The sequence below is a fragment of the Bradyrhizobium sp. IC3123 genome, from assembly GCF_020193625.1.
Lineage (GTDB): Bacteria > Pseudomonadota > Alphaproteobacteria > Rhizobiales > Xanthobacteraceae > Bradyrhizobium > Bradyrhizobium yuanmingense.
Genome location: NZ_JADYVF010000001.1, coordinates 720832 through 735619 on the forward strand (window position 1 = coordinate 720832; position 14788 = coordinate 735619).

The following is a 14788-nucleotide window of genomic DNA, read 5'->3' on the forward strand; positions in this document are numbered from 1 at the left end:
AGTGGAGAGCATTCCATGGCCGAGGAATTGCCGAGATGCTTCGACCCGTACCTCCGGTACGCAATCGCGAGCGAATTTAAGAACTTCGATTTTTTCGACAAGCAGGAGTCCAAGCTATTCCTGTTCGTGGAGCTTAAGCACGCCGGGCTGGCCGATAATTTTGTGAGAGCCATGAGTCCTAGTGACTTCGGCGCCGAATTCGGGCTGACCAGCCCGAACTCGCGATATCTGACCATGCGGGCTTACATAAGGGCTGTCGAGAAGGACAGTTTCCGGGCGTGGGACGACAACGTATCCCGGGTCGAGCTGTCCCTCCCGTTGAAGCCGACGGCCATACAAAAGGGTGCGCAGCGCAACAGGTCCGCGAGCGAACAACCACCGACACCTCTCCTCATCGGTGTGATCGACGATGGCTGTCCGTTCGCGGCCGCTCAGTTTGTCAAAAGGATCGCGGGTGTCGCATCCGGGACACGCGTGCGCGGTGTCTGGGATCAGAACGAGCACGCAGGCCGAGTCCCGATCCCGGTAGGTGCCGACGTCTTTGGCGAGAAGCCGTTCGATTTCAACTACGGCCTCGAGTTCCTTCGAGACTCCATATCCGGCGTGGTTGGGCTCAACGACTGGATCCAGTTGCACAAGAGGGCAAACACGATCGACGAGGATGGCTGCTACGCGCGTGGAGGTTTCAAGACCCTCAACCATCAGGCCTCGCATGGTGCACATGTAATGGATGTCCTCGCCGGACGCATTCCGCTCTCGGCACGCATCGCGCGCCGCGATCCGCCAAGTTGGCAGCCCGGAGATCCCCTGACCGATCCCGCTTGCGAAGCAGATATCGTGTTCGTGCAGTTTCCCGAGAGCTGCCTTCGTGACGCGACCGGCGTCTGGCTGAAGGGTTACGTCGCCGATGCAGTCGATTACATCATGTCATTTGTCGATTCTGGCACAACGAACGTGGTGATCAATGTCAGCTACGGGCCGACAACCGGACCTCACAACGGCACGTCGGAGCTCGAGGGCAAGCTGAGGGAGCTTGTCACCCACTATGACGGCGTTTCCGTAAGTCCAAAGCTCGACGTCTTCCTGCCTGCCGGCAACAACTATCTGAGCGATGGGCACATCCATTTCGTCAGGCAAACCATGGCAGAGCCCGACCATGTCGAATGGACGTGGCGCCTTCCCCCCGACAATACCGTGCTCTGCTTTGCCGAAGTCTGGATGAAGAAGAACTGCACGGACAATGTCATTGTTACGCTCACCTCGCCCGGCGGTCGTAGCTCCTCGTCGACTGCCGGTCCAGCGCCTCCCGGTCCCCCACCCCCGCCGCCCGCTGCACCGGCGCTTCCGCCCTATACCGGTGCGTATGCCCCCGTTGACTGGGGTGACAATAGGGTGTGGCTGATTGCGGTCGAGCCCACCATCGCGGGAGCCGGCATGGTGCCCGAGCATGGGAATTGGAAGATCAAGGTGGAGGGCATCGAGTTGGGGAGCGAGGTTCATGCCTATGTGGCACGTACCGATCCGAACATGAACATGCGCACGGGTGCGAAGCGTTCGTACTTCATCGACGCCGGATGGGAGGCGGGCCGCGCGGCCGAGGCCGGCTGCACGTATGCCGGTGGGGAATTTGACAAGACCGGCTCGCTTGTTTCTCGCCTGGGCACCCTCAACGGGATCGGTACGGACAGCGTCGCGGGTGTGCAGGTGGCCGGCGGCTACATTCTGTCGGCGCCGAAACGCAAGTCGCCTTATTCGTCGGCGGGCCCCGCACGAACCGGGCCGCTCCCACGGCGAGTTGGTCCCGACTATGCGCTGTTCTGCGACGAGTCAGATGCTCTGCAGGGTGTACGTGCCGGGGGCAATCGAAGCGGCGTGGTGTTTCGGCTCATCGGTACCAGTGCCGCCGCGCCGCAGCTGGCGCGATTGGTTGCGGATCGGCGACCGTTGACGGTGCACGATGCTCCAGCCAGTCCTCCGGACGAGAAGCGAGGTGATGGCGATCTCCATCCGCCGTGATGTGGGCGAAGAGCGCGCCAGCTGGAAGGGCATCCGATCGGGGCAAGCGTCAATCCGGCCGCCGCCGGCCTCGATGCAGAAGATCGCCGACAGGCTCGCCGTCGTGCTGGTGCTGGCGGGGTTGGTGAAGGGCAGCTTTGCAGCGCTCGAGCGCTTCACGGCGGCGCAATGGATTGCCGGCGTTTATCTCGGCATCGGCGGCGGCGCGCTCGCCTTCATCCTCTGGGTCATGGCGCTGGCGGGCGACGCCGACCAGGGTCGCCAATACGATGACGGTCAATCCGATCGCCGCCGCTCTGTTGGCGGCGCTGCTGATCGGCGAGCCGATCACGCCCAATCTTCTGGCCGGGCTGGTCGCAGTGTTCGCCGGCATCGGGATTGCGACCAGCGAGTCGAAGGTGGCTTAGCCCTTCGGCGCAGTTGCTGTCGGCGGGCTCGCCTCCGGCGTCTTCTTCGGTTTCAGCGTGCCGGCATAGAACGAGATCAGCCAGACCAGGAGAATCGCGAGCAGATAAACGCCCCAGGCCTGCGGCGGCCTGGTCGCCCAGCGCAGGAGGCCGTTAAACGTGCGGGGCGGGCTGTCGTCGTCGCTCATGGCCCGCTTGTGCGCGAAAGCTCAGGTCTGGTCAATCCGGCCGCCGGCCGGCGCGGATCAGGAACAGCGCGGCCAGCGCCGAGAGGCTGAGCGCGGATGAGACGATCAGCACCTTGGCGCCCATGAGGTCGATGAGCAGGCCAAAGGCGAGCGGCGCCACCGCCTGCGCCATCCGTGCCGGCGCGCCGATGATGCCGAGGCGATAGCCGAAATCCTTCGGGCCGAAGATCGACAGCGGCAGGGTGCCGCGGGCGATCGTCAGGATGCCGTTGCCGGAGCCGTGGAACAACGCGAACGCGCTCGCCGCAGCGCCGCCGAAGATCGCGACGATCACGGCGCCGATCGGGTGGGTGAGGCTGGCGAGGCGCGTCGACCACAGCGGATGGAAGCGGCTGAGGAAGCCGGCCTCCAGCATGCGGGCACCGACTTGCGCCGGGCCGATCAATGCGCCGGCCGCGATCGCCTCGGCGGGCGTTGCCCCCATCGCCTCCAGGATGCGCGGAAAATGCGCGGCCATCGCGCCGGTGACAGTCCAGACCGCAGCGAAGATGAAGGCCAGCAAGATCATGGTGCGGTCGAGCGGCACATGCGGCTTCGCGGCCGCGGCCGCCGCCTGCTTGGCGCCCTTGATGACCGGCAGCATGAAGAAATTGAGCGGCAGGCCGATCAGGATATTGGCAGCGGTCCAGGCAAAACAGGTTTCGCGCCAGCCGATATGCGACAGGCCCCAGGCGGTGAGCGGCCAGCCGACGGTGGAGGCGAAGCCCGCCATGAGCGTGATGCCGGTGATCGGCCTGCGCGCCTCCGTGCCGTAGATGCGCCCCAAAGCGGCGAAGGCGGCATCGTAGAGCCCCATTGCCATGCCGATGCCGAGCACCAGCCAGGCGATCGCCATCACCATCACCGACTGCGAGATGCCAAGCAGCACGAGGCCGGCGGCAATGGTCACGTTGGACGCCGACAGCACCTGACGGCCGCCGACGAGATCGATCTGCCGTCCAATGCGCGGGCCCAGCATTGCAGAGATCACCAGCGCGGCCGAAAACGCACCGAAGATCCAGTTGGAGGAGACACCGAGCTCGCGTCCCATGGGATCGGCGAGCAGCGCCGGCAGATAATAGCTGGAGGCCCAGGCGAGGGTCTGCGTGGTGCCGAGCGCCAGGATGATCGGAAGCTGGCGCTGGGTCATGTCCTCGTATTTCTGATCGGCCGTGTCATCGGCGCATTTGCAGCTCGCGGCGAGAGCGCGTCAACCGCGTCTGCGGCATATTCGACCTGCTGCCGGCGGGGAGCCTTTGGGTTGTATGCAGATACCCCGCTTCCGCTCGTCACGAATGCACGCCATAATGGCGCATGCAATTGACCTCGCGCCTTACGCTGATGAACTGGCTGACCGGCCAGGGGCTCACGGGCCTGCCTGAAATTGAACTGCTCCGCGGCTTCTGCGAGCGTTGCTGCGCCGAGGGGCTGGAACTGTCGCGTGGCCTCGTCGTCATCGACACGCTGCATCCGATCTATGAAGGCCGCGGCTTCCGCTGGAGCGATCGTCCCAGCAACGAGAGCGATGCCTTCGAATACGGCTCGACCGCCGACGGCGACGCCGCCAAGAGCTGGCGCCGCTCGGTGTTCTTCCACATGCTCGAGAATGGCCACGACGAGATGGTGATCGATCTCGCCGATGCGCCGTCGATGGATTTCTCGCAGATCGGCGAACTCGCCGAGAAGGGCCACAAGCACTATCTCGCATTCGTCCACCGCTTCGGCGAGAACGGGGCGCTCGGCCTGATGGATTGCCTCTATTCCTGCTGGACCACCCGCCGCGCGAGCGGGTTCTCCGGACTGGAGCTGGAAGCGCTGCGCGATCTGGTTCCGGTGTTGGGGCTCGCAATCAAGTCGGCGCAGCAGGTCGACATCGCGCGCACGCTCGGCCGGGTCTATCTCGGCCGCGACGCCTCCGAGCAGGTGCTGCGCGGGCGCATCTCGCGCGGCGTCACCGAGCGCATCAATGCCGTGCTTTGGTATTCGGACCTGCGCGGCTCGACCGGCATCAGCGAGAGCATCGGTCCCGACGAGATCATCCCGTTCCTCAACGACTATGCGCAGGCCGTGATCGATCCGATCCACGAAGCCGGGGGCGACGTACTGAAGCTGATCGGCGACGGCGTGCTCGCGATGTTCTGGGGCGAGGACATGGCGGATGCGCGGCGGGCCGCGCTCCGCGCCGAGCACCTGTTCCGCAAGAATGTCGCTGCGCTGAACGAACGGCGGGCGGCGGAGGGCCGTCCGACCACGTCAGCCTATATCGGCCTGCATGTCGGCGAGGTCTTCTACGGCAATATCGGCAGCGAGGACCGGCTTGATTTCACCGTGGTCGGCCCGACAGTCAACGAGGTCAGCCGCATTGCCTCGATGAGCCGCTCGGTGGATCGCGAGCTCTTGGCCTCGTCCGAATTCTACAAGGGCCTAGATGCCGCCGGCCGCCGCTATCTCGTCTCCACCGGCCGCTACGCGCTGCGCGGCATCGGCCGCGCGCAGGATCTCTACACGCTCGATCCGGAAGTCGATGCGAGCGAGCCGGTCAGGGGCAGCTACGAGCGCTATCTGGCGGGTTAGTCTCCGCGGCCTCAACAGGCGCCGTCATTGCGAACGCAGCGAAGCAATCGAGGGTCCCTCAACGAAGGGACCTTGGATTGCGTCGTCGCTACGCTCCTCGCAATGCACTTGTGGTCAGCACCGCGCCGCCACCTCATCTCCCACCATGTCCGGCTGCCGGTCCAGTCCCACTGCCGGTGACAGCAGGATCACCAGCGCCTGCACGCCGAATAACGCCGCGGCGAGATAGAGGCATGCCTCCGCGCTCCAGAGGCCGCCGACGAGCGCGCCCAGCACTGAACCGAGCGGGCGGGCGCCGTAGCTCATGATGTTGATGGCGGAGACGCGGCCGAGCAGGCGCGGCGGCGTCACGGACTGGCGCAGCGTCGTGGTCGAGATCACCCATAGGATCGGGCCGACGCCGAGCAGGAAGAAGCTCAAGCCCGCGAGCCAGGGCGAGGGGACCAGCACCGTCAGCGCCATCACCAAGGCGGCGACAAAGCCGGTGACGGGGCCGAGCCCCACCACGGTGCCAAAGGCGATGCGCTTCATCACGCGCGTGGCGAGGAGCGCGCCGATCACCATGCCGACGCCGTACATCGTCAGCACCGTGCCGACACCGGCGGCGCTCAGACCGAGATGGCGCACGGCGTAGGGCACGAACACCGCGATCTGCAGGAACCAGCCGGTGTTGAAGATGAGCTGGGTGATGAAGACCGGCCGCAGCAGCGGATGGTGAAACACGAAGGCCGCGCCCTCGCGGATCTCTTGGAGCGGATGCCGCCGGGGCGCCGGCGCACGTGCGGGCTCGTAGATGCCGGAGAGCAGCACGACCGCGATGGCCGAGAGCGCCGCGGCAAAGCCGAACGCCGGGCTCGCGCCCCACCACCCAACCAGCGCACCGCCGAGTGCAGGCCCGCTGGCGAAGGCGATGGTGCGCGCCAGCTCGATGCGCGCATTCGCCGCCGGCAACAGGTTGGAGCTCACCAGCGAGGGCACCAGCGCCGGTGCTGCCACGCTGTAAACGACGGTGCCGCACACGGCGGCGAAGCCGAGCAGGGCCAGCAGCGGCAGGTTGAGGGCTCCCAGCGTGAGCAGCAGCACGACGGCCGCGAGCGCCACCGCCCGCAGTGCCTCGGCGCTCGCCATCAGCCTGCGGCGGGAAATTCGGTCTGCAAACACGCCGGCGGGGATGGCGAACAGGACGAAGGGCAGGGTGAGCGCGGTCTGCAGCAGGCCGGTCTGGCCTTCGGCCACCCCCAGCGTCAGCACGGCGACGATGGGCGCTGCCGCGAGCGCGATCTGCTCGGCCGACTGCGCTGCGAGATTGGACCAGGCGAGGCGGTTGAAAGTGTCAGGAAGGCGAGGCGGCGTTGACATGGCGCATATCCCGTAGAGGCGAATTTGCGCCAATGTTGGCCCCCGATGACCACCAAACCCACCCGCTTCCCGACAAGAGGCGATTTCCGCGATCGGCGGCGGGAATGCCCGCCGCTAGATGCAGTTGCAAATGAGTTGCAATAAGAATGAACTTGGGTATTCTGCCGATATGGATGCCCGATCACCCCACATAACTCCCGACCTCGCCGGCTGGCGCGCTGATGCGCCCACCACCAAAAGCCTCGCTGAGGTTAATTCCACCGTTGCCATTCCCGCCGCGGGCCGCTGGTGGCGCCGGCTGCTGGCCTTCGTCGGGCCGGGCTACCTCGTCTCGGTCGGCTATATGGACCCCGGCAATTGGGCGACCGATCTCGCCGGCGGGTCGAAGTTCGGCTACACGCTGCTCTCCGTCATCCTGATCTCGAACTTGATGGCGATCCTGCTCCAGTCGCTGGCGGCTCGGCTCGGCATCGTCACCGACCGCGATCTCGCGCAGGCCTGCCGCGCCTCCTATCCCCGGGTGGTGAACTTCCTGCTCTGGCTCGCCTGCGAGGCGGCCATCATCGCCTGCGATCTCGCCGAGGTGATCGGCACGGCGATCGCGCTGAAGCTGCTGTTCGGCATTCCCCTGATTGGCGGCGCATTGATTGCAGCCCTCGACGCCTTCCTGCTGCTGCTGCTGATGAACCGGGGCTTCCGCTTCCTGGAGGCTTTCGTCATCGCGCTGCTGGTGGTGATCGCCGTTTGCTTCGCGGTGCAGATCGCGGCGGCGGCTCCGCCGGTGGCAGAGGTCTTGCGGGGCTTCGTGCCCAAGAGCGAGATCTTCACCAATTCCGACATGCTCTACATCGCGATCGGCATCATCGGCGCCACCGTGATGCCGCACAATCTCTACCTGCACTCCTCGATCGTGCAGACGCGCGCTTATGAACGCAACGACACCGGCCGGCGCGAAGCGATCAAATGGGCGACGACGGACTCGACCATCGCGCTGATGCTGGCGCTGTTCATCAACGCCGCGATCCTCGTCGTCGCTGCTGCGACCTTCCACAAGAGCGGCCATTCCGACGTGGCCGGGATTGAGCAGGCGTTCGAGCTGCTGTCGCCGCTGCTCGGTCTCGGCATCGCCTCGACGCTGTTCGCGGTGGCGCTGCTCGCCTCGGGCCTCAACTCGACGGTCACTGCGACGCTCGCCGGCCAGATCGTGATGGAGGGCTTTCTCGATCTGCGCCTGCCCAGCTGGGCGCGCCGCCTCTTGACCCGCGGCATCGCCATCATTCCCGTGATCATCGTCACCGCGATCTACGGCGAGCGCGGCACTGCGGATTTGCTGGTGTTCAGCCAGGTCGTGCTGTCGATGCAGCTGCCTTTCGCGGTGATTCCGCTGGTCCGCTTCGTCTCCGACCGCCGCAAGATGGGCAAGTTCGCGATCCCGATGTCGGTTGCCGCGGTCGCCTGGATCGTCGCGGGCATCATCGTGATTTTGAATCTGAAGTTGCTGGCAGATACGTTCTTTGGGTGAGTGGCGAATGGCGAGTAGCGAGTGGGGGCGTTCTCCTATTCGCTACTCGCCATTCACTAATCCTGCGGCTCGGACGCCGTGTCGCCCTGCGCGTCGATGCGCAGCCAGCCTGAGGGGGCGAGGCGCTGCTGCGGCAGGAAGCGGGCCTTGTAGTCCATCTTCTTGGAGCCTTCGATCCAGTAGCCGAGATAGACGTAAGGCAGCCCTTGCCGTCGCGCACGGGCGATATGGTCGAGGATCATGAAGGTGCCCATCGAGCGGCTGACCTGGCCAGGCTCGAAGAACGAATAGACCATCGACAGGCCGTCGCTGAGAACGTCGGTGAGCGCCACTGCGATCAGCTCCTCGCCGCGGCCGGTGATGCCGCTGTCGGGGCCGCGCTTGCGGTATTCGATGATGCGGGTCTCGACGTGGCTGTCCTCGACCATCATAGCGTAGTCGAGCACGGTCATGTCGGCCATCCCGCCGTGGCGGTGGCGGGCGTCGAGATAGGCGCGGAACACCGAATATTGCTCGGAGGTCGGCACCGCGCTGCGCTGCTCGCCGATGATGTCGGCGTTACGGGCCATCACCTTGCGGAAGTTGCGCGAGGGGCGGAACTCGTTGGCGATGACCCGGACCGAGACGCAGGCCCGGCACTGGTCGCAGGCGGGACGGTAGGCGATCGACTGGCTGCGGCGGAAACCGCCATGGGTGAGCAGGTCGTTGAGGTCACCGGCGCGGTCCCCGACCAGATGCGTGAACACCTTGCGCTCATGTCGGCCCGGCAAATACGGGCAGGGTGAGGGCGCCGTGAGGTAAAACTGGGGGGTGTCGCGCGAGTGCTGGGTCAAGGGACGTCGTGGGCCTCCGAAACAGGCATCAGCATCGCGCTCCAAAAGCCCCCGGTCAATCGATTAGCTCACCACGTCCGCGCCGCCTGCGGAGTGGGTATGCGAACCGAATTGTTGATCACGACCGTTCCCAGCACGAAATCGTGCAGCAGGCGACGGCGGCCGTTGAACAGGCCGACCAGCACCACGAACGGCGACAGGAACGAGACCGTCACCCAGAACAGCACGGCATGGGTGGCGCCGAGCACGAAGTAGCCGGGCGCGCCGTACCAGGTGCGCAGCTCCAGGTCCATCAGGCGCATGCCGACCGTGGCGGAGGACGCACCGCCGATGCTGGCGCCGTAATAGACGATAGCCCAGATCACGGAGGCCGGCCAGGCGATCCAGAACAGCGCCCAGCCGATGCCGAGGGTGACCACGCCGAACAAGGCGATGAAGATGTAGCCGAGGATCACCGGCACCGAGATCACGACCATGTCGATCAGGAAGGCGAACACCCGCCGCGTCGCGACGCCCCGGAACAGTTCCGGATGCAGGTCAGGGTCGTAGGCATGCGGTTGCATGGCGCCGTCATTGCGCCAGCCGCCTGAATTGCCCGAGTTGTACGACATGGTCCGTTCTCCCAGCGAAGCTCCCCTCGCAGGACATGGGAACAGGCCATGCCCGTGCCAAGGGCGCGCGGGCGGCAGCAAGCCGAAATATTCCGGCGATTCGGGGGCGGTGGATCGGGCGGTCCTCTAGGGTGGGCCAAGGCGCGCTTGCGCCGTGCCCACCATTGCCCGCCGACTTACACGATGGATGGAATCGGTGGGCCCGCTTCGCTTGGCCCACCCTACGACAGCTTACGTCTGGCCCCGCAGCTTCTCCGCTGCCTTCGGCGCAAAATAGCTCAGCACACCGTCGGCGCCGGCGCGTTTGAAGGCGAGCAGGCTTTCCATCATGGCACGGTCGCCGTCGAGCCAGCCGTTGTTCGCGGCTGCGGCGATCATCGCGTATTCGCCGGAGACCTGATAGGCGAAGGTCGGCATCGCAAACGTGTCCTTCACGCGGCGGACCACGTCGAGATAGGGCATGCCGGGCTTCACCATCACCATGTCGGCGCCCTCGGCGATGTCGAGCTCGACCTCGCGCAGCGCTTCATCGGTGTTGGCGCTATCCATCTGATAGGTGCGCTTGTCGCCGGTGAGCGTCTTGGCCGAGCCGATGGCGTCGCGGAACGGGCCATAGAAGGCGGAGGCGTATTTCGCGGCATAGGCCATGATCTGCACGTCGAGCAGGCCGGCGCGGTCCAGCCCCTCGCGGATCGCGGCGACGCGGCCGTCCATCATGTCGGAGGGCGCGATGATGTCGCAGCCGGCTTCGGCCTGCACCAAGGCCTGACGCACCAGCACGGCGACCGTCTCGTCATTCAGGATCTTGCCGTCGGAGATCAGGCCGTCATGGCCGTGGCTGGTGAAGGGATCGAGCGCGACGTCGCAGAGGATACCGATCTCCGGAAACTCCTTCTTGATCGCGCGCACGGCCTGGCAGACCAGGTTGTTCGGGTTGGTGGCTTCCGAGCCTTCCTCGTCGCGCAGGGACGGATCGGTGTAGGGAAACAGCGCGATGCAGGGGATGGTCAGCTTCATCGCGCGCTCGGCCTCGCGCACGGCCTGGTCGACGCTGAGGCGGTCGACGCCGGGCATCGAGGCGACCTGCTCGCGCTTGTTCGTGCCGTCGATCAGGAACAGCGGCCAGATCAGGTCGTCGGTGGTGAGGACGTTCTCGCGCACCATGCGCCGGGCCCACTCGGCCTTGCGGTTGCGGCGCGGACGGACGGTCAGATCGAGGGCATGCGGCACTGCCGTGCTGTCCCGGCGCGAAACGTCGCGCAATTCGATCGGACGTCCGTATTTGATCGCCATCACTCTTCCTCCGGCTGGAATTATTCTTATACCAGCTCGCATGGTTCCCGTCACCGCGGCTTGACCTGCCGCAAGGCAGATCTGAACCTGACTTGGGCAGCCGATTGATTTTGCGGGCCGAAGCAGCCAGAAGGGGCCATGTCCGAGATCTCCACCCGCGATGCGGCCCAAGGCGGCGCCAATGCCAGGGACGCTGCCCGTGACACTGCCCGAGAGAGCGCGCTCTCAGTGGCGGCGATCTCCTCGGAGCGCTCGGAGTCCGACGACAATGTCTGGACCCGACGGCTGGTGCTGTTCCTGCGGGTGATGGCGCTGCTCTCGATCCTGAAAGGCCTCTATCACTGGGCGCAGGTCACGGGCTTCGTCGGCGGCGAGGACGAGGCGTTCGAGAACCAGTCGATGGCCTGGCAGGCCGCGACGGTCTACTTCGCGGTGATCGAGCTCGTCGCCGCCGTCGGCCTCTGGCTGGCGACGCCCTGGGGCGCGGTGGTGTGGCTGACGACCGTGGTGTCGATGGCCGTGATCGAGCTGATGTTCCCGGGAATCTACGGCGGCAGCCTCGTCGTGGTCGGCGTCGAGGTCTTCATGCTGGCCGCTTATCTTGCGCTCGCCTGGATGGCCGCGCGCGAGCGGCCGCCGTAGCGCGCAGAGATTCACGCTCACGCTCTCGTGCCCCGGACGCAATGCAGCACGCCGAAGTTTGCGGCGTGATGCGTTGCAGAGCCGGGGCCCATCTTTCCGATATCTCGCTTTTGGCTTCTGGGATCCCGGGTCGGCGCGCCGCTTGCTGCGCTTGTCCGGGACAGGAGAATGTTGCGTTTGGTTGACCGCTGGTTGCCTAAAATTCGCGGTAAGTTTTCATTGACCAGCCGGTTCCGCCACAGCTCTTACGCGTGCGTTTCGAAACGGGGCGGGGCTGTTCTGGAATGCGACAACAGCGGCGGACGGAGGGTGAACAGGACCTTGCGAAGGTCAACAGAGGCTTTCAAAAAGTACTTGTGGCACAGGCTTAATGCGCAATTCACTGTCTTAAATTCATGATCTCTTTATTCTCTTATTTAAGCCGATCTTCAAACGCCCCTCTTAAGTTGCACCTATCAGACGGGACACAAGTTTCGTCGAATAAGTGTCGATAAAAACGACAACAGGGGAAGTGTCATGATGAAAGCCGTCGCAACTGCGGCAGATACCGCAGAGCGCGTCTCCGGCCAGCAGGGTTCGGTGCAGTCGCTCTATCTGGAAGCTTTGACTCTGGTGGAGCGGCTGCATCGCCGGCTCCTCGACGTGATCAAGGACGAATTCGATCGCCGCGGCCGCGCGGACATCAACTCGGTCCAGGCGCTCTTGCTCTACAACATCGGCGACAAGGAGCTGACCGCGGGCGAATTGCGCACGCGCGGTTACTATCTCGGCTCCAACGTCTCCTACAATCTGAAGAAGCTCGTCGAGCTCGGCTTCCTCGATCATCAGCGCTCGCGCGTCGATCGCCGCTCGGTGCGCATCCGCCTGACCCCGCAGGGCCAGGAAGTCCGCCGCATCGTCGATGCGCTCTACCAGAAGCACGTCAAGACGGTGGAGCAGGTCGGCGGCATCTCCGGCGACGAGTTTGCGACCCTCAACAAGTCGCTGCACCGCCTGGAGCGGTTCTGGACCGACCAGATCCTCTATCGCCTCTGAGTTCTAAAGGGATCTGGGCGAAGCCGGCCCGCAACAAGACCGGCAGCCCTCCCGAACGTGCCTGACTTCCCCAAGCGCGCTGGTCCGGAGTTGCCCCGGACCGGTGCGTTGATATTTTTTTGCACCTGCGAAAAAATCCCCCCGGCAGCCAGGAACCAGTTCCGGGCTCGGCGCTTATCTTCTTCGGATCGGAGAAACGGCGATGCTGGTCGAGCGCGGGCTTCGGGTGATGAACGTGGAACTCGTCAGCGAGGCCTACGCCATCGCCGCGAACTACCTTCGCCGCTCCGGCGCAATCCCGGACACTCTCGTCACCGACGACCGCCTGCTTCACCTGATCGTCAAGCTGCTCCAGCAGGGCGAATTCAACAAGATCAGGCTGGCCAACAGGGCGATCGCCCGGTTCCAGGCGCAGACCGAGGCCAGAGCGGTTGCCTGATCAAAACCCCCAAGATCCCGACCAACCAGAGGATGCCATGGAAGCTGCCATCGACCGCATCATGCAGACCTACGACCTGCTCGCCAACCGCACCGCGGCGGCCAGCGCCGAGGCGCGTGAAAAGGTCACGAACTACCTCAACATCCTGATGGAAGCCGGCGAGACCGACACCCATAGGTTGACGGTCTGCGGCCTGACCTATCTGCGCCAGCTCGACGGCAGCGTCGACCCCGTGAAAGCGGGGTATACCGGGCTGTAAAACGACGCCGGCTGCCCCGGCGGCAGCTGGCAAGAAATAAGGCCCAAAGCCGCCCCACCGCGATATTGACGGGGAGCGGATCTCGCAAGACCGCTCCCGGGCTGAAAACCTCCAATCCCACCATATCTTGCATAAATATCAGGCCCGACCCGCAAATGCTTGGCCGCGGTCGGCCGATGTGGTAGATCGCGCGTGCTTCCGACCGCCACACCAGACCCGCCCGTAGCCCGCCAAAAGGCTGCGGCGGTGGAGATATTCGCAAGATGACCGCACCCAAGTCCGCCTCCGCGCCCGATTCGTTTTTCACCGCCTCGCTCGAGCAGGCCGATCCGGAAATCGCTGCCGCCATCAAGGGCGAGCTCGGTCGGCAGCGCCACGAGGTCGAGCTGATCGCCTCCGAGAACATCGTCAGCCGGGCCGTGCTGGAAGCGCAGGGTTCGGTCATGACCAACAAATACGCGGAAGGTTATCCGGGCGCGCGCTATTACGGCGGTTGTGAGTGGGTCGACGTCGCCGAGAACCTTGCGATCGATCGTGCCAAGAAGCTGTTCGGCGCCAGTTTTGCCAACGTGCAGCCGAACTCCGGCAGCCAAATGAACCAGGCGGTGTTCCTGGCGCTGCTGCAGCCGGGCGACACCTTCATGGGTCTCGATCTCGCCGCCGGCGGCCATCTCACCCATGGCTCGCCCGTGAACATGAGCGGCAAGTGGTTCAAGGCCGCGCATTACACCGTCCGCCGCGAGGACCAGATCATCGACATGGATGCCGTGGCCAAGCAGGCCGAAGAGGTCAAGCCGAAGCTGATCATCGCCGGCGGCTCGGCCTATTCGCGCGCCTGGGACTTCAAGCGTTTCCGCGAGATCGCCGACAGCGTCGGCGCTTACCTGCTGGTCGACATGGCGCATTTCGCTGGGCTCGTCGCCGGCGGCGTGCATGCTTCCCCGGTGCCGTATGCGCACGTCACCACCACCACGACGCACAAGTCGCTGCGTGGTCCGCGCGGCGGCCTGATGCTGTGGAATGACGAGACGCTGACCAAGAAGCTCAACTCGGCGATCTTCCCGGGCCTGCAGGGCGGTCCTTTGATGCACGTGATTGCAGCCAAGGCGGTCGCCTTCGGCGAGGCGCTGCGTCCGGATTTCAAGGTCTACGCCAAGAACATCGTCGAGAACGCCAAGGCCTTGGCCGAGACGTTGAAGGGCCATGGTCTCGATATCGTCTCCGGCGGCACCGACAATCATCTGATGCTGGTCGATCTCCGGCCGAAGGGCCTGAAGGGCAACGTCTCGGAGAAGGCGCTGGTTCGCGCCGCCATCACCTGCAACAAGAACGGCATTCCGTTCGACCCGGAATCGCCCTTTGTGACCTCGGGCATTCGGCTCGGCACGCCGGCTGCGACCAGCCGCGGCTTCGGCGTGGCCGAATTCCAGCAGGTCGGCGGCATGATCGCCGAGGTCCTCAATGCGATCGCGCAATCCTCCGACGGCAAGGCGCCGCTGGTGGAGGCTGCGATCAAGGAACGGGTCAAGGCGCTCACCGACCGGTTCCCGATCTACCAGTAAGGCGCCGCA

At 65.0% G+C, this 14788-nt stretch carries 16 protein-coding genes; 9 read left to right on the forward strand and 7 right to left on the reverse strand.

Annotation, left to right across the window (positions count from 1 at the left end; translation table 11 throughout):
• Positions 1–15: 15 nt before the first annotated feature.
• The gene (locus I6F20_RS03610; protein WP_225125124.1) at positions 16–2016 is read left to right on the forward strand and encodes a S8/S53 family peptidase; all 2001 of its coding nucleotides are present in this window, start codon (positions 16–18) and stop codon (positions 2014–2016) included.
• Between the two features lie 49 nt (positions 2017–2065).
• On the opposite strand, the gene I6F20_RS03615 is transcribed toward I6F20_RS03610, so the two are convergent.
• The gene (locus tag I6F20_RS03615; RefSeq protein ID WP_225125125.1) at positions 2066–2296 is read right to left on the reverse strand and encodes a hypothetical protein; all 231 of its coding nucleotides are present in this window, start codon (positions 2294–2296) and stop codon (positions 2066–2068) included.
• Here I6F20_RS03615 and I6F20_RS03620 point away from each other — a divergent pair.
• Entirely contained in the window at positions 2286–2423 is a 138-nt protein-coding gene (locus I6F20_RS03620) for a hypothetical protein (protein ID WP_225125126.1), read from the forward strand. The genes I6F20_RS03615 and I6F20_RS03620 overlap by 11 nt on opposite strands.
• On the opposite strand, the gene I6F20_RS03625 is transcribed toward I6F20_RS03620, so the two are convergent.
• The gene (locus I6F20_RS03625) at positions 2420–2611 is read right to left on the reverse strand and encodes a hypothetical protein (RefSeq protein ID WP_225113058.1); all 192 of its coding nucleotides are present in this window, start codon (positions 2609–2611) and stop codon (positions 2420–2422) included. The genes I6F20_RS03620 and I6F20_RS03625 overlap by 4 nt on opposite strands.
• 31 nt (positions 2612–2642) lie before the next feature.
• Positions 2643–3800 carry an MFS transporter gene (locus I6F20_RS03630; protein WP_225125127.1) on the reverse strand — a complete coding sequence of 386 codons (1158 nt, stop codon included), beginning with the start codon at positions 3798–3800 and terminating at the stop codon, positions 2643–2645.
• A 164-nt stretch (positions 3801–3964) separates the two neighbouring features.
• Between I6F20_RS03630 and I6F20_RS03635 the strand changes: the two genes are divergently transcribed.
• A complete protein-coding gene (locus I6F20_RS03635) occupies positions 3965–5224 on the forward strand; it encodes an adenylate/guanylate cyclase domain-containing protein (RefSeq protein ID WP_036014983.1) in 1260 nt (419 codons plus the stop codon).
• Positions 5225–5338: 114 nt separating this feature from the next.
• Here I6F20_RS03635 and I6F20_RS03640 read toward each other — a convergent pair whose 3' ends face one another.
• Positions 5339–6583, reverse strand: a complete 1245-nt coding sequence (locus I6F20_RS03640) for an MFS transporter (RefSeq protein WP_225125128.1) — start codon at positions 6581–6583, stop codon at positions 5339–5341.
• 169 nt (positions 6584–6752) lie between these two features.
• Between I6F20_RS03640 and I6F20_RS03645 the strand changes: the two genes are divergently transcribed.
• Positions 6753–8105 carry an Nramp family divalent metal transporter gene (locus I6F20_RS03645; RefSeq protein ID WP_036014980.1) on the forward strand — a complete coding sequence of 451 codons (1353 nt, stop codon included), beginning with the start codon at positions 6753–6755 and terminating at the stop codon, positions 8103–8105.
• Between the two features lie 56 nt (positions 8106–8161).
• Here I6F20_RS03645 and I6F20_RS03650 read toward each other — a convergent pair whose 3' ends face one another.
• The 3 genes from I6F20_RS03650 to hemB form a co-directional block, all read right to left on the reverse strand.
• Positions 8162–8938, reverse strand: coding sequence for an arginyltransferase (locus I6F20_RS03650; protein WP_036014979.1), 777 nt, complete (start codon positions 8936–8938; stop codon positions 8162–8164).
• A gap of 68 nt (positions 8939–9006) precedes the next feature.
• Positions 9007–9549, reverse strand: coding sequence for an RDD family protein (locus I6F20_RS03655; RefSeq protein ID WP_036014977.1), 543 nt, complete (start codon positions 9547–9549; stop codon positions 9007–9009).
• 231 nt (positions 9550–9780) lie between these two features.
• The gene (hemB, locus tag I6F20_RS03660) at positions 9781–10842 is read right to left on the reverse strand and encodes a porphobilinogen synthase (RefSeq protein ID WP_036025484.1); all 1062 of its coding nucleotides are present in this window, start codon (positions 10840–10842) and stop codon (positions 9781–9783) included.
• 138 nt (positions 10843–10980) lie between these two features.
• Here hemB and I6F20_RS03665 point away from each other — a divergent pair, with 138 nt between their 5' ends.
• The 5 genes from I6F20_RS03665 (at position 10981) to glyA (ending at position 14779) form a co-directional block, all read left to right on the forward strand.
• On the forward strand, positions 10981–11484 hold the full coding sequence (locus I6F20_RS03665; protein ID WP_025036697.1) for a DUF6163 family protein: 504 nt from the start codon (positions 10981–10983) through the stop codon (positions 11482–11484).
• A gap of 516 nt (positions 11485–12000) precedes the next feature.
• Complete coding sequence (gene ldtR / locus I6F20_RS03670; RefSeq protein WP_025036696.1) at positions 12001–12519, forward strand: transcriptional regulator LdtR; 519 nt, start codon at positions 12001–12003, stop codon at positions 12517–12519.
• A 202-nt stretch (positions 12520–12721) separates the two neighbouring features.
• Positions 12722–12958: a hypothetical protein gene (locus tag I6F20_RS03675; RefSeq protein WP_036010478.1), complete on the forward strand. Its 237-nt coding sequence runs from the start codon at positions 12722–12724 to the stop codon at positions 12956–12958.
• Positions 12959–12995: 37 nt separating this feature from the next.
• Positions 12996–13217, forward strand: a complete 222-nt coding sequence (locus I6F20_RS03680; protein ID WP_025036694.1) for a hypothetical protein — start codon at positions 12996–12998, stop codon at positions 13215–13217.
• A gap of 263 nt (positions 13218–13480) precedes the next feature.
• Positions 13481–14779 (forward strand): serine hydroxymethyltransferase, encoded by a 1299-nt coding sequence (gene glyA, locus I6F20_RS03685; RefSeq protein ID WP_036010474.1) that lies wholly within the window; start codon positions 13481–13483, stop codon positions 14777–14779.
• The last annotated feature ends 9 nt before the right edge of the window (positions 14780–14788 follow it).